Source organism: Neisseria sp. P0021.S006 (genome assembly GCF_051956895.1).
Genome location: NZ_JBQCWZ010000004.1, coordinates 43,453 through 64,644 on the forward strand (window position 1 = coordinate 43,453; position 21,192 = coordinate 64,644).

The window sequence follows — 21,192 nt, forward strand, 5'->3', positions numbered from 1 at the left end:
TTTCAGACGGCCTGTTAACATTAGGCCGTCTGAAAACCAAATGTTTGAATGGTTTGAACAGACAAACTGTACCGATGCCGTGTGAAACAGTTTTCAGACGGCATCAAACTGAAAATATTAAAGGAACTCAAATGAGTATCGTAGAAATCAAAGTCCCTGATATCGGCGGTCATGAAAACGTCGACATCATCGCTGTAGAAGTTAAAGCAGGCGACACCATTGCCGTTGACGACACCCTGATTACTTTAGAAACCGACAAAGCCACTATGGACGTACCTGCCGATGCAGCCGGTGTCGTGAAAGAAGTTAAAGTTAAAGTTGGCGATAAAATCTCTGAAGGCGGTGTTATTCTGACCGTTGAAACCGATGCCGCCGCTGCCGATGCAGCCCCGGCTCCTGCAGCTCCCGCTGCCGATGCAGCCCCGGCTCCTGCAGCTCCCGCTGCCGCTCCTGCCGCAGCCCCTGCAGGCGGGGCAACTGTAAAAGTTGTTGTCCCGGATATTGGCGGTCATACAGATGTAGACATTATTGCCGTTGAAATTAAAGTTGGCGACACTGTTGCCGTTGACGACACTCTGATTACTCTGGAAACCGACAAAGCCACTATGGACGTACCATGTACAGAAGCCGGTGTTGTTAAAGCCGTATTTGTAAAAGTTGGCGACAAAGTATCTGAAGGTTCTGCCATTATCGAAGTAGAAACCGCCGGTTCCGCCGCAGCTGCTCCTGCTCCTGCCGCTCAAGCTGCCGCACCTGCACCAGCCGCTGCTCCGGCTCCTGCTGCTCCCGCACCAGCCGCTACGCCTGCTCCAGCTGCACCTGCAGCTGCCAAAATTGACGAAGCTGCTTTTGCCAAAGCCCATGCAGGTCCTTCCGCACGTAAACTGGCGCGCGAATTGGGTGTAGATTTGGGTCAAGTTAAAGGTACCGGTCTGAAAGGCCGTATCATGGGCGAAGACGTTAAAGCCTTCGTTAAATCCGTTATGCAAAGCGGTGCAGGCAAACCTGCCGCTGCCTCTTTGGGCGGTGGTCTGGACTTGTTGCCATGGCCTAAAGTTGACTTCTCTAAATTCGGCAGCGTCGAAGTTAAAGAACTGTCTCGCATTAAGAAAATCTCTGGTCAAAACCTGTCTCGCAACTGGGTTGTGATTCCTCACGTTACCGTACACGAGGAAGCGGATATGACCGAATTGGAAGAATTCCGCAAACAGCTGAACAAAGAATGGGAACGCGAAGGCGTGAAACTGTCTCCATTGGCCTTCATCATTAAAGCCTCTGTTGCTGCACTGAAAGCCTTCCCTGAATTCAACGCCTCTTTGGATGGCGACAACTTGGTGCTGAAAAACTACTTCAACATCGGTTTCGCAGCAGACACGCCAAACGGCTTGGTTGTTCCAGTAATCAAAGACGTGGATCAAAAAGGCTTGAAACAAATCAGCCAAGAGCTGACCGAATTGTCTAAAAAAGCCCGCGAAGGCAAGCTCAAACCACAAGAAATGCAAGGCGCATGCTTTACCATTTCCAGCTTGGGCGGTATCGGCGGTACAGGCTTCACGCCAATCGTGAATGCTCCTGAAGTTGCCATCTTGGGCGTGTGCAAATCCCAAATTAAACCGGTTTGGAACGGCAAAGAATTCGCTCCTCGCCTGATGTGCCCATTGAGCCTGTCCTTCGACCACCGCGTCATCGACGGTGCCGCCGGTATGCGCTTTACCGTATTCCTGGCTAACCTGTTGAAAGACTTCCGCCGCATTACTCTGTAATCCGAGCATTTTCAGACGGCCTTTTTACTCAGGCCGTCTGAAAAAAGAAGTCCGAACATCATTCAGAAAGATTAGACATGAGCTTAGTTGAATTAAAAGTGCCCGACATTGGCGGTCACGAAAACGTAGATATTATTGCGGTTGAAGTAAATGTAGGCGACACCATTGCTGTGGACGATACCCTGATTACTTTGGAAACCGATAAAGCCACTATGGACGTACCTGCCGAAGTTGCAGGTGTCGTTAAAGAAGTTAAAGTTAAAGTCGGCGATAAAATCTCCGAAGGCGGCTTGATTGCAGTCGTTGAAGCCGAAGGTGCGGCTGCCGCTCCTAAAGCCGAAGCACCAGCTGCTCCTGCGCAAGAAGCACCTAAAGCAGCCGCTCCTGCTCCTCAAGCTGCTCAATTCGGCGGTTCTGCCGATGCCGAATACGACGTAGTTGTATTGGGTGGCGGCCCTGGCGGTTATTCTGCTGCATTTGCCGCTGCTGACGAAGGCTTGAAAGTTGCCATCGTCGAGCGTTACAAAACTTTGGGCGGCGTTTGCTTGAACGTTGGCTGTATCCCTTCCAAAGCCCTGTTGCACAATGCTGCCGTTATCGATGAAGTGCGTCACTTGGCTGCCAACGGTATCAAATACCCAGAGCCTGAACTCGATATCGACATGCTGCGTGCTTACAAAGACGGCGTGGTTTCCCGTTTGACTACCGGTTTGGCAGGCATGGCCAAAGGCCGTAAAGTAGACGTTATCCAAGGCGACGGCCAATTCTTAGATCCGCACCACTTGGAAGTGTCGCTGACTACCGGCGACGTGTACGAGCAAGCGACTCCTACCGGCGAGAAAAAAATCGTTGCCTTCAAAAACTGTATCATTGCAGCAGGTAGCCGCGTAACCAAACTGCCTTTCATTCCTGAAGATCCACGCATCATCGATTCCAGCGGTGCACTGGCTCTGAAAGAAGTACCAGGCAAACTGTTGATCATCGGCGGTGGTATTATCGGTCTCGAAATGGGTACGGTTTACAGCACTTTGGGGTCTCGCCTGGATGTTGTTGAAATGATGGACGGCCTGATGCAAGGCGCAGACCGCGACTTGGTTAAAGTATGGCAAAAACAAAACGAATACCGTTTTGACAACATCATGATCAACACCAAAACTGTTGCTGTTGAGCCTAAAGAAGACGGCGTTTACGTTACTTTTGAAGGTGCAAATGCGCCTAAAGAGCCACAACGTTACGATGCCGTATTGGTGGCTGCCGGTCGTGCGCCTAACGGCAAACTCATCAGCGCCGAAAAAGCAGGCGTTGCTGTAACTGACCGCGGCTTCATCGAAGTGGACAAACAAATGCGCACCAACGTGCCGCACATCTACGCTATCGGCGACATCGTCGGTCAACCGATGTTGGCACACAAAGCCGTTCACGAAGGCCACGTTGCTGCGGAAAACTGTGCCGGCCATAAAGCCTACTTTGACGCGCGCGTTATTCCGGGTGTTGCTTACACTTCTCCTGAAGTGGCATGGGTTGGCGAAACCGAGTTGTCTGCCAAAGCTTCCGGCCGCAAAATTACCAAAGCCAACTTCCCATGGGCTGCTTCCGGCCGTGCAATTGCCAACGGTTGCGACAATGGTTTCACCAAGCTGATTTTTGATGCTGAAACCGGCCGCATCATCGGTGGCGGTATCGTTGGTCCTAACGGCGGCGATATGATCGGTGAAGTCTGCTTGGCGATTGAAATGGGCTGTGATGCCGCCGATATCGGTAAAACCATCCACCCACACCCAACCCTGGGAGAATCCATCGGTATGGCTGCGGAAGTGGCATTGGGCGTATGTACCGACCTACCGGCTCAGAAAAAGAAATAAGTTCACTCAAATAAAATTTGAACGAACTTGATGGAACAAAGGCCGTCTGAATGTTTCAGACGGCCTTTTTGCAAACAAGGAGACTTAATATGAAAAAAATCGAAGCTATTATCAAACCTTTCAAACTCGACGATGTACGCGAAATCCTGACTGAAATCGGCATTACCGGCATGACCGTCAGCGAAGTCAAAGGTTTCGGCCGCCAAAAAGGCCATACGGAAATTTATCGCGGCGCAGAATACGCAGTTGATTTCCTGCCTAAAGTGAAAATCGAATTGGTATTGGCTGACGACAAAGTCGATCAGGCTGTTGATGCCATTTTAGAAACCGCACATTCCGGCAAAATCGGTGACGGTAAAATCTTCATTTATCCGGTTGAAGAAGCTATCCGTATCCGTACCGGTGAACGCTCGGAAGCAGCGCTTTAATAGAAATCGCAAAACACAGAATACAAATGCCGTCTGAAAATAAGTCGTAGCGTGGTTTGCTCAGGACTTATTTTTCAGACGGCATTAATTGAATACCCCCCATTCTCTAAAGTCTATCCAAGTAAACCTATTATCGAAAACTTCACGCTATCAAGCATGGAGGAGTTCGAGGCAATGCTTCACCTGACCTTCGTGAACGACTTTACCGTATCAAATAACTCTTTCCAAAGCAGGGCTAACCCCAATCCCATACTTGCAAAACCTCAACGCCCTCCTTTTAAAATCAATTCTTCGCATTTTTTCCTATTCTTGTTGTTGCCTAACTTTTCAGACGACCCCTTTCTTTATCCAAACTCCGTTATAATGACGGCTTTAAAATTAATTTATCCAAAGACAGTCTTATCATGAAACACATCCACATTATCGGTATCGGCGGCACATTTATGGGCGGCGTAGCGGCTATTGCCAAAGAAGCAGGTTTTAAAGTCAGCGGTTGCGACGCAAAGATGTATCCGCCGATGAGCACCCAGCTTGAAGCCTTGGGCATAGACGTACATGAAGGTTTTGATGCCGCTCAATTGGACGAATTTAAAGCCGATATTTACGTTATCGGTAATGTTGCCAAACGCGGCATGGATGTGATTGAAGCCATTTTGAATAAAGGCCTGCCTTACATTTCCGGCCCGCAATGGCTTGCTGAAAACGTATTACACCATCATTGGGTACTCGGTGTAGCCGGCACACACGGCAAAACGACTACCGCCTCCATGCTCGCCTGGGTCTTGGAATATGCCGGTCTCGCTCCGGGCTTCCTGATTGGTGGCGTACCGGAAAACTTCAGCGTTTCCGCCCGTCTGCCACAACCCCCGCGCCAAGACCCTAACTCAAAATCCCCATTCTTCGTTATCGAAGCCGACGAATACGATACTGCCTTTTTTGACAAACGCTCCAAATTCGTACACTACCGTCCGCGTACCGCCATTTTGAACAATCTTGAATTCGACCACGCCGACATTTTTGCCGATTTGGGCGCCATTCAAACCCAATTCCATCATTTGGTACGCACCGTGCCGTCTGAAGGCCTCATCGTCTGCAACGGCCAACAGCAAAGCCTGCAAGATACTCTGGATAAAGGCTGCTGGACGCCCGTAGAAAAATTTGGTACCGAACAAGGCTGGCAGGTTGGTACCGTCCATGCCGACGGCTCGTTCGACGTACGTCATCACGGCGAAACAGTCGGACACGTCGCGTGGGAACTGATGGGCGAACACAACCGTATGAACGCCCTCGCCGTTATCTCCGCTGCACGTCATGCCGGCGTCGATATTCAGACGGCCTGCGAAGCTTTAAGTGCATTTAAAAACGTCAAACGCCGTATGGAAATCAAAGGCACGGTAAACGGCATCACTGTTTACGATGACTTTGCCCACCACCCGACCGCCATCGAAACCACTATCGAAGGTCTGCGCCAGCACGTCGGTAACGCACGCATCCTCGCCGTCCTCGAGCCACGTTCTAACACTATGAAACTCGGTACCATGAAAGCCGCCCTGCCCGCAAGCTTAAACAATGCCGACCAAGTGTTCTGCTACGCCGGTGGCGTGGACTGGGACGTCGCCGAAGCCCTCGCGCCTTTAGGTGACAAACTGCACGTAGGCAAAGACTTCGATGCCTTTGTTGCCGAAATTGTGAAAAATGCCGAAGCAGGCGATCATATTTTGGTCATGAGCAACGGCGGTTTCGGTGGAATACACGGGAAGCTGTTAGAAGCATTGAAATAGCCTTCTCCAATAACTAAGGCCGTCTGAAAAGTTTTCAGACGGCCTTTTATCATATGCCAATTTAAAATCTATATTTACAAAAAATGTTTTGGTAATACCCAAATAACACTCATCTATTATTTGCCCGTACATACTTGCTCAAGACCATTTTTCCATTATGCATTGCCAACCCACTCAAAAATCTGATAATAATGCAGACAACATCTAAGCCGTGCATATATCATGAAACACAAAATAGCCTTTAAGCCCATAGTTCTCAGTATTGCGCTTTCTATCCTTCTGATTACAACAGTTGTATTTTTTGCTCGTCATCACAATTCTATCCTAAGTATTAATACCGATTTCCTACAACAAAAAATTACCGAACCCAAAGGACCATCACCGAAAATCGTACAATCTGCGCGCAACCAAATCGGCAAAACCCTTCGTTACGACCCAGCTTACACGAAGCTCACTTATCCGATGGGAGATGTGCCGATATCAAAAGGCGTTTGCACAGACGTCATTATCCGTGCCTTGCGCGACCAAAATATAGATTTGCAAGATCTTGTTCATCAAGACATGAGCCGCAACTTTTCCGTCTATCCGAAACGCTGGGGTTTGAAACAACCTGATACCAATATTGACCACCGCCGCGTACCTAACCTAATGACTTATTTCACGCGTCAAGGCTGGGCCGTTCAAGATACAAACTATCAAGCTGGCGATATTGTAACTTGGGAACTGAAAGGCAACCGTCCCCATATCGGTATCGTCTCCGATCGAAAAATCGGAGACAGGCCCCTGATTATCCATAATATCGGTTCAGGAACCCGTGAAGACGATGTCCTCTACCGCTACACCATCACTGGACATTTCAGGCTTCCCGTTCAATAAATCCTGGTGCTAAGCTCTAAATACCTAGTTTTGCATCTGAAAAGCCATAGAGCAATAAAAAAGACCGTCTGAAACCATTTCAGACGGCCTTTTACTTTTACCTAACCCTCTTTATTTAACCACAACCGCCGCATTTACCGCAGCCGCTGCTGCAGTCGCGTTTTTTCGGTTTGAATACGAATTTTCGCAAGAGGAAGAATACGCAGGCAAGCATAATCAAGCCGACGATAATATATTGAGTCATGATGATAGTATCCTTGAAGAAATTTGGTAAACCACGAATGCGGCAAAATAAGCCATCAGGAACAAATAGCCTGTAATCATAAGCATATTTTTCGTGGATTTGGTTTCGCGTCTAATCACGGTCAAAGTCGCGGCACACATCGGAGCATACACATACCAAGCCAAGAAGGCAAAGGCGGTCGGCAAGCCCCAGTTGTTGTGTATGATGGGAATTAATGCGTTTTGTACGGCATCTTCAGACGACGCGCTGACGGCATAAACGGTACCCAATGCGGCAACGACCACTTCGCGCGCGGCAATACCCGGAATCATGGCGATACACATTTCCCAAGTAAAACCCAAAGGTGCAAAAAACGGCTGAATAGCATGACCAAGCGTACCTGCCAAGCTGTAATCGATGGCGGCACCGGTTGCGCCTTCAGGCGGTTGCGGCCAGCTTACCAAGCCCCACAAGACCACGGCCAACGCAAAAATGATGGTACCCGCGCGTTTCAGGAAGGCTTTTACCCTATCCCACAAGCTGGTCATGATGTGTTTGAAGTTAGGCGTACGGAAAGTCGGCAATTCCATCAAAAGTGGGAATTGTTGCACATTGCCTTTCATCCGCGCCAAGCGTTTCATGATATACGCTGCCAATGCAGCCGACAGAATGCCTACGATATAAAGAATAAACAATGTCAGGCCTTGCAGGTTGAAAATCCCACCCACTGTACGGTCAGGAATAACAGCGGCGATAATCAGCGCATACACTGGCAAACGTGCGGAACAAGTCAGCAACGGCGCAACCGCGATGGTAACAAGGCGTTCGCGCGGGTCGTTAATGGTACGCGCCGACATCACGGCAGGAACGGCACAGGCAAAGCTGGACAAAAGGGGAATAAACGAACGGCCGGACAAACCGCTTTTTGCCATGATGTTATCCAGCAGGAAGGCTGCACGCGGCAGATAGCCTGAGTCTTCCAATAGCAGGATAAAGGCAAACAAAATCGTAATCTGCGGCAGGAACACCAACACGCTGCCCAAACCGGCAATGACGCCGTTGACGAGCAAGTCGCTGAGGATGCCCGGCTCCATGTTGGCGCCTATCCATTCGCCCAGCGCGGTAAAGCCGCCTTCGATGGCGTCCATAATCGGCGCCGCCCATGTGTAAACCGCTTGGAACACCATAAACAGGATGACCAGCAGCATAATCATGCCCCAGACGGGGTGCAGCACGATGTCGTCGAGTTTTTTGTGCCATGCGGGCAGCGTCATCTGGGTGCGTACCACTTGTGCCAAAATCGATTCGACTTCTTGATAAAGTTTGTCGCTATCCAGCGCATCGAGCGTGCGTTCGGCAGAGGCGGGGTTTGCGGGGAAAGAGCGTTTGCGCGGCAGCTTCGCCACGGCTTCGCGTACAGCCTGTACACCCGACGCGCTCACTGCAACTGTTTCCAAAACAGGTGCATCCAACAACTCGCTCAGTTTGGCCGCGTCGATATTCAAGCCCCTTTTGCGGGCCACGTCGCTCAAATTCAGCGACACCACCATAGGCAGTCCCAGCGTTTTCAGTTCCAAAATCATGCGCAGGGTCATACGCAGGTTGGTCGCGTCGGCAACGGCAATAATGGCATCGGGCGGAATGCCCATCTTGCCTACCATTACATCTTTCGCCACCGCTTCGTCGGGGCTGGTCGTGCGTAGGCTGTATGTGCCCGGCAGGTCGATAATGCGGACGGCCTCGTCGTCGAGGAAGGCGCCCTCGCGCTTATCGACAGTTACGCCCGGATAATTGGCAACCTTGGCATGTGAGCCGGTCAAACCGTTGAACAAAACGGTTTTGCCGCAGTTTGGCGCGCCAATCAAGGCAAAATAGCTTAGTTCCATCATTTTTCCTTATTCTTTCAGACGGCCTTAAACGGCCTCAACGATACGACACATAATCTTCCCGGCCTCTTCCAACCGCAGGGAAAATTGGGATTGATTGCCCAAGCGTACTGCAAACGGTCCTCTTCCAAAACCGCCCACGGCAATCACTTGCAACGGCATTCCGCTGGAAAAACCCAAATCCGCAAGACGACGGGTTACCAAGGAATCCAATTCACCAAAAACAGGGTTGGAAATAATAGAATCAATATGTACGACTGCGCCTTTTTTCAGGCGCGACAAAGGAATGGTAGACATAAGCCTCTCTTTTCATTTGTTTTAAAAGTAGATTATTAAAAAACGTGAGAAGAATGACGAATGTGTGGCACATTTGAAAGATTGGTTATGAGTGGCTATTTGCCTCTTCTTTCGATAAGTGCGGTTTGTTTTAAGTATTGTTATTTTCTTTGCTAATGATAAATCTTATTAATGTAAAAATCAAGTGTAACAAGATAAACTAAAAAGGCTGAAATCCTTTTATCATTAGGATTTCAGCCTTTTTATACACTCAACAAACTAAAGGCCGTCTGAAAGGTTTCAGACGGCCTTCAAAATAAAAAACCGAATCAAATCGGTTTTTTATTCCCATTCAGGGAAAGACTCTAAATTACAGAGCGTCTTTCAATGCTTTACCGGCACGGAATTTAGGAGTTTTAGCAGCAGCAATAGTCAAAGGCTCGCCAGTTTTAGGGTTGCGGCCTTGACGTTCGGCGCGTTCGCCGACGTAGAAAGTACCGAAACCGACCAGAGTAACAGTGTCGCCGTTTTTCAACGCATTGGTTACGGCATTAGTAGTAGCATCCAAAGCTTTTTGCGCAGCAGATTTGGAAATGCCGGCTTCTTGAGCAATTGCTTCGATCAATTCAGACTTGTTCACAATTAGTCCCTTCCTATCGTAAAAAATGATGAAATGCCCGAATACTCGGGGCTTAAGCACTTTTAAAGCACATACGCACTTTATAGCAATTCTGAAATTATCATGTCAAGTAAAAGATGTGGAATTGCCCTATTTTTGTGGCATTCAGGGCAAAACCACATTTTTTGCAACATCAGACGACCAACTTAATGCTTGGTTGCTTTTGTTCTTGACTTCGTCTTAGAAGTTTGCGGGGTCTCGGCAACCGCCAATTCAGCCGCCCATTGCTCAGGCTGAGCTTCCAAACCCAAAGCCAACACTTCATCAATCCATTTGACCGGATGAATGGTCAGACCGGTTTTAACATTTTCAGGGATTTCTTCCAAATCTTTGACGTTGTCTTTTGGAATCAATACATGCTTGATACCGCCGCGCAAAGCAGCCAGCAGTTTTTCTTTCAAACCACCAATCGGCAAGACTTCGCCACGCAAAGTGATTTCGCCGGTCATCGCCACGTCTGCACGCACCGGAATTTTGGTGAAGGCAGAAACCATCGCCAAAGTCATGGCGATACCTGCGCTCGGACCGTCTTTTGGCGTCGCACCTTCAGGCACATGAACGTGAATGTCTTTCTTCTCGTAAAAATCAGGCGCCAAACCCACTGATTCAGCACGGGAACGGACAACCGACCATGCAGCCGATACCGATTCTTTCATGACATCGCCCAGTTGGCCGGTGCATTGAATCGTACCTTTACCCGGCAAGGCAACCGCCTCTACGGTCAATAACTCGCCACCGACTTCGGTCCAAGCCAGACCGGTTACCTGGCCGATGCGGTTTTCGCTTTCGGCCACACCATAGTCGAAACGGCGCACGCCCAGATAGTCATGCAGATTTTTCTCAGTAACTTTAATCGCTTTAGGCTTGGCCTTGCTTACTGTTTTGGATTTGGACGCTTTTTTCTTGTCCTCATTCAAAGTAACCTGCATCACCACTTTGCGACAGATTTTGGCAATTTCGCGATCCAACGAGCGGACACCGGCCTCGCGGGTGTAGTAACGGATAATATCGCGCACCGCACTTTCATCAACCACCAACTCACCCTCTTTCACACCATTGCGCTTCATTTGTTTCGGCACAAGGTATTGCATGGCGATATTGATTTTTTCATCTTCCGTATAACCGGACAGACGGATAATTTCCATACGGTCAAGCAGCGGAGTCGGGATATTCAAGCTGTTTGAAGTGGCAATAAACATCACATCGCTCAAATCATAATCGACTTCGGCATAATGGTCAGCGAACTTGTTGTTTTGCTCAGGATCCAGCACCTCAAGCAAAGCACTGGCAGGATCACCACGGAAATCGCTGCCCATCTTGTCGATTTCATCAAGCAGGAACAATGGGTTTTTCACACCCGCTTTCGCCATATTTTGCAAGATTTTGCCCGGCATAGAGCCGATATAGGTACGGCGGTGGCCGCGGATTTCGCTTTCATCACGCACGCCGCCCAACGCCATACGCACATATTGACGGCCTGTGGCTTTGGCAATCGACTCACCCAAGGAAGTTTTACCCACCCCCGGAGGGCCAACCAGACATAAAATCGGGCCTTTGAGCTTGTCCATACGTTTTTGAACGGCCAAATATTCCAAAATGCGCTCTTTAACTTTTTCCAAACCATAGTGGTCGGCATTCAAAATCAAATCAGCCTTGGCAATATCTTTGCTGACACGGGATTTTTTCTTCCACGGCAACTCAAGCAAAGTATCGATGTAGTTGCGCACGACGGTAGATTCCGCAGACATCGGCGGCATCATTTTCAGTTTTTTCAATTCAGACAGACATTTTTCTTCAGCCTCTTTGCTCATGCCTGCTTCTTTGATTTTGTTTTCCAGCGCATCCAGCTCGTCGCGCTCGTCTTCTTCGCCCAATTCTTTCTGAATCGCTTTTACTTGCTCATTCAAGTAATACTCACGTTGGGATTTTTCCATTTGACGTTTCACACGGCCACGGATGCGTTTCTCGACCTGCATGATATCGAGTTCGGCTTCCAACTGCGCCAGCAGAAATTCCAAACGGTCAACAATGCCGGCAGTCTCCAGTACATATTGACGCTGCTCTAATTTCAGCTGCAAATGCGCGGCAATAGTATCGGCAAGACGGCTGTTGTCATCGATACTGCTGATGGTACTGATAACTTCGGCAGGGATTTTTTTGTTCAATTTCGCATATTGCTCAAATTGAGTCAGCAAGGTACGGCGCAAGGCTTCAATTTCGGGATTGTCCTTGTCGCTGTTTTCATCAATCGCCTCCACATGGGATAAAAACAGTCCGCCTGTTTCGTCAACCGTCAATGCGCGCGCACGACGGATACCTTCTACCAACACTTTAACGGTGCCGTCAGGCAGCTTCAAAACCTGCAAAACTTGGGCAACCGTACCAGTTTGGTGCAAATCTTCAGCTTTAGGGTCTTCTGTATTAGGGTCAAGCTGGGCCAACAGGAAAACCGGATCATCATTAGCCATTGCCGCCTCAAGGGCTGCAATCGATTTAGGACGACCGACGAACAGCGGCAATACCATATGCGGATACACCACGACATCGCGTAAAGGCAAGGTAGCCAGCGCACTGTATTCCTCGAAATATTTGTCTTTTGTCGGCATAGTTAGAAATCTCAATCATTGTTAAATCAGAATGTAGCTCAAAATTGGGCTGAAGCGCTCCATTTCAAGACTTGAAAACAGCTTATCCGCACCTATTTTCTAAAACATCATTTTTAATAGCCCGATATGGACGTTTACGATAAAATATATCGGATTTTGGGCCGTCTGAAAACTTTTCAGACGGCCCTGGCTAACCAAAAAAGGTAGTAAACCATGACAGACTCAACCGAAAAAAAATCATTAATTGAATTCCCTTGCACCTTTCCTGTAAAAGTCATGGGCGTGGTTCATCCGGAATTTGAATCCGCCATCTTGGAAACCGTGCGCAAACACGCTCCCGATACCGAGCCGCACCACATTACTACGCGCCCAAGCAGCAAAGGCAACTATACCGGCGCGACTGTCCATGTAAATGTTGAAAATCAAGAGCAGCTCGACAATATCTACCGCGACCTGACTTCACACGAATTGGTAAAAGTGGTGCTGTAATGAAAATCGTGCACAAAGGCTTGGTCGATTACCTGCCGACTTTCGAAGCCATGAAGGCATTTAATGCCTCGCGTGACGAAAATACCGAAGACGAATTATGGGTGGTCGAACATCCGCCCGTATTCACTCAAGGCTTGGCCGGTAAGCCCGAACACCTCCTCATCCGCGACGATATTCCCGTTGTCCAAATTGACAGAGGAGGTCAAATTACCTACCACGGTCCTGGCCAATTGGTCGTTTATACGATGATCAATTTCAAACGCCGTAAGACCAGTGTGCGCCATATCGTTTCCGCACTTGAAAACAGCATCATCGCCACCTTGGCAGAATACGGCATCGAAGCAGCCGCCGACCCCAAACGTCCCGGCGTTTATGTCGGCGAGCGTAAAATCGCTTCCCTGGGCCTGCGTATCAAAGACGGCTCCGTTTACCACGGCTTGGCGCTTAACGTGAACATGGATTTAAGTCCGTTTACCCATATCAACCCCTGCGGTTATGCCGGTATGGAAATGACCCAAATTGCCGACTTTGTCTCTCCGGCACCCGGCTTGGCAGAAGTTTCAGACAAACTGACCAAGCATTTACAGAAAGAGCTGGCATAAGGCCGTCTGAAAATATTCGACCCCAACACCATCTTTTAACTGCCCCTCTGAACCCACAAGCCCTTAGTTCATAAAGACTACAATAAGCTTTTCAGACGGCCTTTATAACGACAGAAAGAACACATCACCATGAGTGAAGAAGTAAAAAACGACCCAAAACGCGGCATCAAACTGAAAGGCGCAGATAAAACTGCACGCATTCCGATTAAAGTTGTTCCATTGGAACAAAAATTGAAAAAGCCCGAATGGATCCGCGCCAAATTACCGGGCAAGAAATTCTTTGAAATCAAAAACATTCTTCGCGAACAAAAAATGCATACCGTGTGCGAAGAAGCATCTTGTCCAAATATCAGCGAATGCTTTACCAAGGGTACGGCCACATTCATGATCATGGGCGATATTTGTACCCGCCGCTGCCCGTTCTGCGACGTTGGTCATGGCCGCCCCAATATGCTGGATCCTGACGAGCCTAAACACTTGGCCGAATCCGTTAAATCCATGAACCTGCGCTATGTCGTGATTACTTCCGTCGACCGTGACGACCTGCGTGATGGCGGCGCCCAACACTTCGCCGACTGCATCAAAGCCATCCGCGAAACCAGCCCGAATACCAAAATCGAAATCCTTGTTCCCGATTTCCGCGGCCGTTTGGACATCGCACTGGAAATCTTGGCAGAAACACCGCCCGACGTGATGAACCACAACTTAGAAACCCATCCAAGCCTGTATAAAAAAGCCCGTCCGGGTGCCAATTACCAACACTCCCTCGAGCTTCTGCGCCGTTACAAAGAAATGATGCCCCATATCCCGACAAAGTCCGGCATCATGGTCGGCTTGGGCGAAACAGACGAGGACGTACGCGAAATAATGCGCGATATGCGTGCCAACAATATCGAGATGATTACCATCGGCCAATATCTGCAACCTTCAGACGGCCACCTGCCCGTCCTACGCTATGTAACGCCTGACCAATTTAAAGTTTTTGAAAAAGAAGCATACGAATTGGGCTTTACTAATGCCGCGATCGGCGCAATGGTTCGCTCCAGCTACCACGCAGACGAACAAGCAGCCGAAGCTTTGCGTGAAACCCACGGCGGTTGCAGCCACCACTAAGGTTTAAATCATATAAGGCCGTCTGAAAAATCAGGGGACTATTTTTTCAGACGGCCTTTGTTTATGCAAAACTCTTTAGATTTTCAAAAAATAAACCTTAGTCGGGCCCTATTGAGCCAATCTTAAGTAATACAAAAAAGCGGCTAAACAGGATAAACACTGTTTGCCGCTTTTTAATTTATTTCTTTATTTTACTTCTTCAACAATTTTGCCGCTTCAATCGCGTAGTAAGTCAAAATACCATCGGCGCCAGCACGTTTGAATGCCAATAAGCTTTCCAAAATGGTTTTTTCGCCATCCAGCCAACCGTTTTGAATGGCAGCCTGAAGCATGGCATATTCGCCGGAAACTTGGTAAGCATACGTCGGTACGCCGAATTCGTCTTTGACTCGGCGGACGACATCCAGATACGGCAGACCCGGTTTTACCATAACCATGTCTGCGCCCTCTTGAATATCCAATGCTACTTCGTGCAAGGCTTCGTTAGTATTTGCAGGATCCATTTGGTAGGTTTTCTTGTCTGCCTTACCCAGATTGCCGGAACTACCGACGGCATCGCGGAACGGGCCATAGAACGCTGAAGCATATTTTGCCGAATACGCCATAATGCGCGTATGGATATGTCCGGCATCTTCTAAGGCTTCACGGATGGCAAGAATACGTCCGTCCATCATGTCTGACGGGGCAATGACTTGTGCGCCTGCATCGGCATGACACAAAGCCTGTTTTACCAAAACTTCAATGGTTTCATCGTTGAGGACATAGCCATTTTCATCGGTTAAACCGTCTTGACCGTGAATGGTGTAGGGATCCAAGGCAACGTCGGTCATGATACCCAGCTCTGGGAATTTCTCGCGCAGGGTTCGTACTACTGTCGGCACCAAGCCTTCAGGATTATAAGCTTCCTCCGCAAACTCGGTTTTGTTTTGCGTTACCACGGGAAACAAAGCCAGCATAGGAATGCCGAGCTTCAGTGCTTCTTCAGCAGTGAACAACAATTTGTCCAAACTTTGGCGTTTGACACCCGGCATGGATGGGACTGCCTCTTCCTGATTCTGGCCTTCCAATACAAAAACCGGATAGATCAAATCATCTGCCGTCAAAGTATGCTCGCGCATCAGACGACGTGAAAAATCATCTTTACGCATACGGCGCATACGGGTGTTTGAGACATAACGCGGAGGGAAATTCATAACAATTGCCTTTCAATAATGAAGTCTTAAAATCAGTCTTCGACTTGACGTATGGCTTTGACCGAACGTTTGATTTCGCTGAACGTACCGGTTTTATAACTATTACGTTCCTGTTCGGTCATACCGTTTTGATCCAATTTGGCGATATTTTTCAATGCCTCGGCATACTGGCCGTCTGAAAGTTTTTCCTGTTTGATGCGCCAACGGTTGTTCACTTCGGAAGCCGTCCATAAGCCTACTTTGTTGTAGTAGAACAAAATGCTTGCCGCCAGCGTCTTCATATCGCTGTCGGGTTTGGCACTGCCGATACTGCGGCCGATACGGTTATTACGTTGATCGACTGCCTGGTCGGCAAGGTAGCGGCTGAAGTAGTCGTCTTTACCTTCTCGCAACTCCATATCCGTCAGACGCGCATTACCTGCTTTTTCTGCAATAATGCTGTCGAATTTAGAAGCAATCGCCGCCTGCCACAATGCTTGGCGTACGGCATTGACCTGTGTTCCCCTGCTGTCGCCGTTTGCTTTGTCGTCCAAACCTGTACGCTCGGCAAAGCGTGTGGCATTACTGGTCATATTGATTAAGCCTTCGTCTTCCATCCCGATAACTTGGGCGGCCACGGGATGGTTAAGCGCGAATTGAGCCATTTTACTGCGGCGGCTTTGATCTTCCTGATACGATTGGCAACCGGACAATACCAGCATGCCGAAAACGGCGCATTGAATGTGTTTTTTAATATGTTTCATGATGTAACTATCGATATTATTGTGTGAGTTCAACTTCTTTGTTTAACATAGAAACGCCCGTAAGCGCAAAATAATTTCCACACGGCCAAATCAGCGCATGAATGGCTATTTTATAATAAAAATAAGGCCGTCTGAAAACTTTCAGACGGCCTGAGTATTTTTAACCCAGTAAGCTGCGAATCTGCGGCCAATAAAACAGGCAGGCTATCGAGCAAATAGCAATACTGATACCGGCTGCATTAATGCTGCTGATTTTTTCCTTAAATATTGCCGCACCGATCAGCGTACCCAAAACAATCACGCCAATATTCATACCGGCAAAGACCAAGGTTGGATTATCCTTCATGATTTGGTGTGCCGAGATGTAGGTAACAATATTCAAAAAGTTCAGACAGCCCAAAATCATACCGCCCACTATGCCCTCTTTGGTCCATTTGCTTCCTTTGGCAAACAGGTAGCCAAACATCAAGATACCGGCCAAACAAAACGCCACCAGCAAATTACCGGCAAAAGCGGTACCGCTTTTCGCCACTTGTTTGAACAAAATATCGATGACGCCGTAGCCGCACCAGACGCTCAAAAGCAGCATTACTTGCGTGCTGAAGCCGCCGGATTTCTTGCCGCCATCGCTTTTCCAAAGCAAGAAAAACAGTGCCGTAAATGCCAATACCAAACCGATCAGACGGCCTTCGGTCAACTGCTCATGGAAAAGCGTGAATGAAGCGACAATCGGCAGAAACAGCGATAAGCGTTGTGCCGCGTCCGATTTGACGATACCTGCCGCATCTACGGATTTGCCCATAATGACAAACACGCTTGGCAGCAATATGCCCAAGGCCGCAAAAAGCCACCACGTCGGTAAAAATACCTGCGGATTGCTCAAATCGGGTTTTAACACCAGCATGGTCAAAGTGACGGCAACGATATAATTCACCGCCACCGCCTGCTCGATATTGATTTTTTGCTTGCGCGCCACTTTCAGCAAGACAGACACCAACACGCTGCAAACGATACTTGCCAATAAATATGCCATGCTTTAAAACCATCCTTGATTGGAAACAGGCTTATCTTCATTCAGTTTAATCAGTCCGACGACTACACGGTAAATAAACCAAATGGCAGTTACCAATAAAATCAGCCAACCAATTAAGATCAGTGTAGTAAAAGTTCCCAAAACCGTACCCACTAAAGACACCCAAAATGTCTTAATCAAATAATCGATATGACTGGCGTAAATACTGCCTTGAGCCTCATCGCGTTTAACATACGCCATAATCACACCGACAACGGGGGTAAACAAAATCAATAAGCCCACAGCATATGTAACATAAGCAATAAAAACATAGTTTTTTACGTCAGAGCTGGGCGTGTTGACCACATTTGTCGCCGTATTATTGAAGCTGTTGTCTTTGGCTTCCTGACGCTCGTACTGCATAGCCGCATCATAAGCCAAACGTTTTTCCGGATGAGACAATACTTCAAACGCCTGTCCGATGGCTTTGAAACGCTCCGCATCTTTCTGAATATCCGGATTGGCCACCAATTTGCCGTAAGCTTCGCGGATAACGTTGATATCCGCATCCTGAGATACACCCAAGATTTCGTATAAATTCACTTGTTCCATCTGTATTCCCCTCCTTTACGCGTCCACTGCAACATGAACATCTTGCGGATTAAGCGTCCGCAGGTTTTCAGGCTTCATGCCTACGATAAACCCACGTTTGCCGCCATTGATAAAAATCTCGTCCAAAGCCCAAATACTTTCTTCCACATAAACCGGCAACGCGGTTTTCATACCGAACGGCGACGTCCCGCCGACCAAATATCCTGTCCATTTCGCCGCCTGATCTGCCGTTGCCGGTTCGATGTGTTTCAAACCCAGTTCGCGCGCCAGATTGCGGGTGGAAATATGTTTGTCACCGTGCATTAAAACAACCAAACCTTTTTTATGCTCATCCTGCAAAACAATCGTTTTGATGACCTGATGCTCGGGCTTGCCCGTACATTCGGCAAAACGCGCCGTACCACCATGTTCTTCATATGCGTAAACATAAGGGACAAAATCGATTTTCTTACTGCGTAAAAAGCGTACTGCCTGCGTAACCGGATATTCTGCTTTACTCATGGGTTGTTTTCCGCCATCCTTTTCAGACAGCCCCTCTTAAATGTGGAACGTAAACAGTCGCAATGTTACCATACCTTCTTTTTGAAATCAGGAGACAACATGGACATCCGCTATCTTGGCACAAACAAACGCTATTCGGAAGCCGTCGTGGCCAACGGCTTGGTTTTCCTCTCCGGCATGGTTCCCGAAAATCCTGAAGCCGATGCCAAAGCGCAAACTGAAAATGTTTTGGCGCAAATCGATTCATGGCTCACCCAATGCCAATCCAACAAAGCCCACATTTTAGAAGCCACCATCTATCTGCCCGATATGAACGACTACGCCGCTATGAATGAAGCCTGGGACGCATGGACAGCGCCCGAACGCGCTCCGGCCCGCGCCTGCGTGGAGGCGAAACTGGCTTCGCCCGACTGGAAGGTTGAAATCAAAATCACCGCCCTTCAAATCAAATAAAGCACAAATATCAGGCCGTCTGAAAACGCCGCTTCAACCAAGCAGGCGCAGTTTTTCAGACGACCTTTATTCTTTTGCGGTACAATACCGCCCTTAAATTTTTCTATTATTTCAAAGCACAAACAGCCATGTCCAAAAAAACCAAGCAAGAATTAGAAAACAACAAACTCAGCAAACGCCTGCGCCACGCTGTCGGCGATGCGATTAACGATTTCAACATGATCGAACCGGGCGACAAAATCATGGTCTGCCTCTCAGGCGGCAAAGACAGCTACGCCCTTTTAGACATTCTGCGCCAGCTTCAAGCCAGCGCGCCGATTGATTTCGAACTGGTCGCCGTCAATCTCGACCAAAAGCAGCCGGGCTTCCCCGAAGAAGTATTGCCAACCTATCTCGAAAGCATCGGCGTTCCCTATAAAATCGTTGAAGAAGACACTTATTCCACCGTCAAACGCGTGTTGGACGAAGGCAAAACGACTTGTTCGCTGTGCAGCCGCCTGCGCCGCGGCATCCTCTACCGCACCGCAAAAGAATTGGGCTGCACCAAAATTGCCTTAGGACACCACCGCGACGACATTCTTGCCACTATGTTCCTGAATATGTTCTACGGCGGCAAACTCAAAGCCATGCCTCCCAAACTAGTCAGCGACAACGGCGAACACATTGTCATCCGTCCTCTGGCGTATGTCAAAGAGAAGGACTTGATCAAATACGCCGAGCTGAAGCAATTCCCAATTATTCCATGCAACCTCTGCGGCTCTCAGCCCAACCTGCAACGCCAAGTCATCGGTGACATGCTGCGCGATTGGGACAAACGTTTCCCCGGCCGTATTGAGTCTATGTTCTCCGCGCTACAAAACGTCGTTCCATCACATTTGGCCGATACCGAACTTTTCGACTTTGTCGGCTTGGAACGCGGTCAAAGCCTGAAACACGGCGGCGACTTGGCATTTGACAGCGAAAAAATGCCGGAACGTTTCTCCGACGGCAGCGAAGAAGACGAAAGCGAAATCAAAATCGAGCCGCAAAAAGCTGAACGTAAAGTCATCAATATTTTGGCAAACAAACCCAAAACCTGCGGTTTATAATTCCATTTAATTTTCAGACGGCCTTTTGGTAGCTATTTACCGAAAGGCCGTCTGAATATTCATATTTGAAATTTTTTCTATTCTTTTTTATCTATTCTTTCCCTGACAAACCGTGCAGCAGCAACCCCAATATATCCTGCGGCAGCTTTTGTGGTGCAGCGGTATAAAGTGCAGTCAGTTGCGGATGGTGCATCAATATATCTGCCTGACGGATGAACAGGTCAATGAGCTCCACCGGCAAATCGGGCTGAATCAGGCGGCGTTGTTGTAGAGTATGGAAGAAGCCGCGCATAAAAGCGTATTTTTCTTCGTTCAATTCGTGGAAAAATCGCTCCAGCTCCAAATCGGTGTTCTCTTCAATGTCGCGCAGGAAAGCGGCGGAATAAAGTTCTTCAAACGATTGTTTTTGCAAGACAAACACAGCCTCGGCGGCTTCGCGCAGGCTGCATTGCCGTTCAAGCAGATTTTCAAATTCGGCACGGACGCGGTTTTTCTGCTCGGTAACAATTTCCTGCAAGAGTGCGTTTTTACCGCTGTAATATTTGTAAAAAGTGACGCGGCTGACGCTGGCCTCGGCGCAGATACTGCCTACGAATACGGCGGAAAAGCCATGTTCGCGGAATAGGCGGCGGGCGGTGTCGGCGATGGTTTGTTGTTTGCTGGCAGTCATGACGGTAAGAAGATTTTGATTTTGTTCATAAAGGTTTTTCATTAAAGTTATCCGCAAGTCGGATACTCATCATATTTCCCCACAGCGGCAATGGCAATATAACGGCTTTCAGACGGCCTCTTTCCTTATCCTTCCGCTCCGCCCTACGAATGAGGACTATCGGATGCTTGGCAGGCCAAATTCATGAAGATTACAGAATCTGCCTCCTCCAACCTTCTCCCAAAAATAGGAGAGGGATTTTTTTGGATGATTCACAAGATAAGAGGGAAGTAAAGTGAATGATAAACACTTGCATTCCTGTTTCTTATTTCTTATACTTTACATTAATAGTTTGTT

General features: G+C 48.3%; 21 protein-coding genes. 10 read left to right on the forward strand and 11 right to left on the reverse strand.

The genetic code is table 11. The features are described 5' to 3' along the window. The first annotated feature begins 131 nt into the window (after positions 1-131). From aceF to ACTHUM_RS01790, 5 genes are all read left to right on the forward strand, one after another. Positions 132-1,763, forward strand: a complete 1,632-nt coding sequence (aceF, locus tag ACTHUM_RS01770) for a dihydrolipoyllysine-residue acetyltransferase (protein ID WP_440361169.1) — start codon at positions 132-134, stop codon at positions 1,761-1,763. 77 nt (positions 1,764-1,840) lie between these two features. Then, positions 1,841-3,625 carry a dihydrolipoyl dehydrogenase gene (gene lpdA / locus ACTHUM_RS01775; RefSeq protein ID WP_049344805.1) on the forward strand — a complete coding sequence of 595 codons (1,785 nt, stop codon included), beginning with the start codon at positions 1,841-1,843 and terminating at the stop codon, positions 3,623-3,625. 89 nt (positions 3,626-3,714) lie between these two features. Beyond that, positions 3,715-4,053, forward strand: a complete 339-nt coding sequence (locus ACTHUM_RS01780) for a P-II family nitrogen regulator (protein ID WP_003683576.1) — start codon at positions 3,715-3,717, stop codon at positions 4,051-4,053. A gap of 404 nt (positions 4,054-4,457) precedes the next feature. Beyond that, positions 4,458-5,834: a UDP-N-acetylmuramate:L-alanyl-gamma-D-glutamyl-meso-diaminopimelate ligase gene (mpl, locus tag ACTHUM_RS01785; protein WP_049344804.1), complete on the forward strand. Its 1,377-nt coding sequence runs from the start codon at positions 4,458-4,460 to the stop codon at positions 5,832-5,834. Between the two features lie 222 nt (positions 5,835-6,056). After that, positions 6,057-6,710 (forward strand): DUF1287 domain-containing protein, encoded by a 654-nt coding sequence (locus tag ACTHUM_RS01790; protein WP_049333815.1) that lies wholly within the window; start codon positions 6,057-6,059, stop codon positions 6,708-6,710. Between the two features lie 115 nt (positions 6,711-6,825). On the opposite strand, the gene ACTHUM_RS01795 is transcribed toward ACTHUM_RS01790, so the two are convergent. The 5 genes from ACTHUM_RS01795 to lon all read right to left on the reverse strand — a co-directional run bounded on the left by ACTHUM_RS01795 (position 6,826) and on the right by lon (position 12,380). Continuing rightward, positions 6,826-6,954, reverse strand: coding sequence for a FeoB-associated Cys-rich membrane protein (locus ACTHUM_RS01795; RefSeq protein WP_003683546.1), 129 nt, complete (start codon positions 6,952-6,954; stop codon positions 6,826-6,828). Continuing rightward, positions 6,951-8,819 carry a ferrous iron transporter B gene (feoB, locus tag ACTHUM_RS01800; RefSeq protein WP_049336637.1) on the reverse strand — a complete coding sequence of 623 codons (1,869 nt, stop codon included), beginning with the start codon at positions 8,817-8,819 and terminating at the stop codon, positions 6,951-6,953. The genes ACTHUM_RS01795 and feoB overlap by 4 nt, the downstream gene beginning before the upstream one ends. A gap of 27 nt (positions 8,820-8,846) precedes the next feature. Further along, the gene (locus ACTHUM_RS01805; protein WP_036490759.1) at positions 8,847-9,116 is read right to left on the reverse strand and encodes a FeoA family protein; all 270 of its coding nucleotides are present in this window, start codon (positions 9,114-9,116) and stop codon (positions 8,847-8,849) included. Positions 9,117-9,465: 349 nt separating this feature from the next. Next, on the reverse strand, positions 9,466-9,735 hold the full coding sequence (locus ACTHUM_RS01810) for an HU family DNA-binding protein (protein ID WP_003683413.1): 270 nt from the start codon (positions 9,733-9,735) through the stop codon (positions 9,466-9,468). 185 nt (positions 9,736-9,920) lie between these two features. Next, on the reverse strand, positions 9,921-12,380 hold the full coding sequence (gene lon / locus ACTHUM_RS01815) for an endopeptidase La (protein WP_049333811.1): 2,460 nt from the start codon (positions 12,378-12,380) through the stop codon (positions 9,921-9,923). A gap of 213 nt (positions 12,381-12,593) precedes the next feature. Here lon and ACTHUM_RS01820 point away from each other — a divergent pair, with 213 nt between their 5' ends. The 3 genes from ACTHUM_RS01820 to lipA all read left to right on the forward strand — a co-directional run bounded on the left by ACTHUM_RS01820 (position 12,594) and on the right by lipA (position 14,584). Then, positions 12,594-12,869 (forward strand): HP0495 family protein, encoded by a 276-nt coding sequence (locus ACTHUM_RS01820; protein ID WP_004519710.1) that lies wholly within the window; start codon positions 12,594-12,596, stop codon positions 12,867-12,869. Further along, positions 12,869-13,471 (forward strand): lipoyl(octanoyl) transferase LipB, encoded by a 603-nt coding sequence (lipB, locus tag ACTHUM_RS01825; protein WP_004519711.1) that lies wholly within the window; start codon positions 12,869-12,871, stop codon positions 13,469-13,471. Before ACTHUM_RS01820 ends, lipB begins: the two co-directional genes overlap by 1 nt. 129 nt (positions 13,472-13,600) lie before the next feature. Continuing rightward, the gene (gene lipA / locus ACTHUM_RS01830) at positions 13,601-14,584 is read left to right on the forward strand and encodes a lipoyl synthase (RefSeq protein WP_003683323.1); all 984 of its coding nucleotides are present in this window, start codon (positions 13,601-13,603) and stop codon (positions 14,582-14,584) included. 191 nt (positions 14,585-14,775) lie between these two features. On the opposite strand, the gene hemB is transcribed toward lipA, so the two are convergent. The 5 genes from hemB to ybaK form a co-directional block, all read right to left on the reverse strand. Further along, positions 14,776-15,777, reverse strand: coding sequence for a porphobilinogen synthase (gene hemB, locus ACTHUM_RS01835; RefSeq protein WP_003683488.1), 1,002 nt, complete (start codon positions 15,775-15,777; stop codon positions 14,776-14,778). Positions 15,778-15,809: 32 nt separating this feature from the next. After that, positions 15,810-16,520, reverse strand: a complete 711-nt coding sequence (locus ACTHUM_RS01840; RefSeq protein ID WP_004519713.1) for a DUF6973 domain-containing protein — start codon at positions 16,518-16,520, stop codon at positions 15,810-15,812. A gap of 160 nt (positions 16,521-16,680) precedes the next feature. Beyond that, positions 16,681-17,553: a DMT family transporter gene (locus tag ACTHUM_RS01845; protein ID WP_049344792.1), complete on the reverse strand. Its 873-nt coding sequence runs from the start codon at positions 17,551-17,553 to the stop codon at positions 16,681-16,683. A 3-nt stretch (positions 17,554-17,556) separates the two neighbouring features. Beyond that, positions 17,557-18,144, reverse strand: coding sequence for a DnaJ domain-containing protein (locus ACTHUM_RS01850; RefSeq protein ID WP_004519715.1), 588 nt, complete (start codon positions 18,142-18,144; stop codon positions 17,557-17,559). Positions 18,145-18,159: 15 nt separating this feature from the next. Beyond that, positions 18,160-18,645, reverse strand: coding sequence for a Cys-tRNA(Pro) deacylase (ybaK, locus tag ACTHUM_RS01855; RefSeq protein ID WP_004519716.1), 486 nt, complete (start codon positions 18,643-18,645; stop codon positions 18,160-18,162). Between the two features lie 99 nt (positions 18,646-18,744). Between ybaK and ACTHUM_RS01860 the strand changes: the two genes are divergently transcribed. Both ACTHUM_RS01860 and ttcA read left to right on the forward strand, forming a co-directional pair. Continuing rightward, positions 18,745-19,098 carry a RidA family protein gene (locus ACTHUM_RS01860; RefSeq protein WP_070695578.1) on the forward strand — a complete coding sequence of 118 codons (354 nt, stop codon included), beginning with the start codon at positions 18,745-18,747 and terminating at the stop codon, positions 19,096-19,098. A 128-nt stretch (positions 19,099-19,226) separates the two neighbouring features. After that, positions 19,227-20,186 (forward strand): tRNA 2-thiocytidine(32) synthetase TtcA, encoded by a 960-nt coding sequence (gene ttcA / locus ACTHUM_RS01865; protein WP_004519719.1) that lies wholly within the window; start codon positions 19,227-19,229, stop codon positions 20,184-20,186. A gap of 91 nt (positions 20,187-20,277) precedes the next feature. Here ttcA and ACTHUM_RS01870 read toward each other — a convergent pair whose 3' ends face one another. After that, a complete protein-coding gene (locus tag ACTHUM_RS01870; RefSeq protein WP_004519720.1) occupies positions 20,278-20,898 on the reverse strand; it encodes a TetR/AcrR family transcriptional regulator in 621 nt (206 codons plus the stop codon). Between the last annotated feature and the right edge of the window lie 294 nt (positions 20,899-21,192).

Excerpts from the sequence above, each read along its gene's own strand:
- aceF (WP_440361169.1), top strand. The coding sequence starts at position 132 with ATGAGTATCGTAGAAATCAAAGTCCCTGATATCGGCGGTCATGAAAAC.
- ACTHUM_RS01820 (WP_004519710.1), top strand. The coding sequence starts at position 12,594 with ATGACAGACTCAACCGAAAAAAAATCATTAATTGAATTCCCTTGCACC.
- ACTHUM_RS01845 (WP_049344792.1), bottom strand. The coding sequence starts at position 17,553 with ATGGCATATTTATTGGCAAGTATCGTTTGCAGCGTGTTGGTGTCTGTC.
- lpdA (WP_049344805.1), top strand. The coding sequence starts at position 1,841 with ATGAGCTTAGTTGAATTAAAAGTGCCCGACATTGGCGGTCACGAAAAC.
- hemB (WP_003683488.1), bottom strand. The coding sequence starts at position 15,777 with ATGAATTTCCCTCCGCGTTATGTCTCAAACACCCGTATGCGCCGTATG.
- ttcA (WP_004519719.1), top strand. The coding sequence starts at position 19,227 with ATGTCCAAAAAAACCAAGCAAGAATTAGAAAACAACAAACTCAGCAAA.
- mpl (WP_049344804.1), top strand. The coding sequence starts at position 4,458 with ATGAAACACATCCACATTATCGGTATCGGCGGCACATTTATGGGCGGC.
- feoB (WP_049336637.1), bottom strand. The coding sequence starts at position 8,819 with ATGGAACTAAGCTATTTTGCCTTGATTGGCGCGCCAAACTGCGGCAAA.
- ACTHUM_RS01805 (WP_036490759.1), bottom strand. The coding sequence starts at position 9,116 with ATGTCTACCATTCCTTTGTCGCGCCTGAAAAAAGGCGCAGTCGTACAT.
- ybaK (WP_004519716.1), bottom strand. The coding sequence starts at position 18,645 with ATGAGTAAAGCAGAATATCCGGTTACGCAGGCAGTACGCTTTTTACGC.
- ACTHUM_RS01850 (WP_004519715.1), bottom strand. The coding sequence starts at position 18,144 with ATGGAACAAGTGAATTTATACGAAATCTTGGGTGTATCTCAGGATGCG.
- ACTHUM_RS01840 (WP_004519713.1), bottom strand. The coding sequence starts at position 16,520 with ATGAAACATATTAAAAAACACATTCAATGCGCCGTTTTCGGCATGCTG.
- ACTHUM_RS01860 (WP_070695578.1), top strand. The coding sequence starts at position 18,745 with ATGGACATCCGCTATCTTGGCACAAACAAACGCTATTCGGAAGCCGTC.
- lon (WP_049333811.1), bottom strand. The coding sequence starts at position 12,380 with ATGCCGACAAAAGACAAATATTTCGAGGAATACAGTGCGCTGGCTACC.
- ACTHUM_RS01795 (WP_003683546.1), bottom strand. The coding sequence starts at position 6,954 with ATGACTCAATATATTATCGTCGGCTTGATTATGCTTGCCTGCGTATTC.
- ACTHUM_RS01790 (WP_049333815.1), top strand. The coding sequence starts at position 6,057 with ATGAAACACAAAATAGCCTTTAAGCCCATAGTTCTCAGTATTGCGCTT.
- ACTHUM_RS01870 (WP_004519720.1), bottom strand. The coding sequence starts at position 20,898 with ATGAAAAACCTTTATGAACAAAATCAAAATCTTCTTACCGTCATGACT.
- ACTHUM_RS01780 (WP_003683576.1), top strand. The coding sequence starts at position 3,715 with ATGAAAAAAATCGAAGCTATTATCAAACCTTTCAAACTCGACGATGTA.
- lipB (WP_004519711.1), top strand. The coding sequence starts at position 12,869 with ATGAAAATCGTGCACAAAGGCTTGGTCGATTACCTGCCGACTTTCGAA.
- lipA (WP_003683323.1), top strand. The coding sequence starts at position 13,601 with ATGAGTGAAGAAGTAAAAAACGACCCAAAACGCGGCATCAAACTGAAA.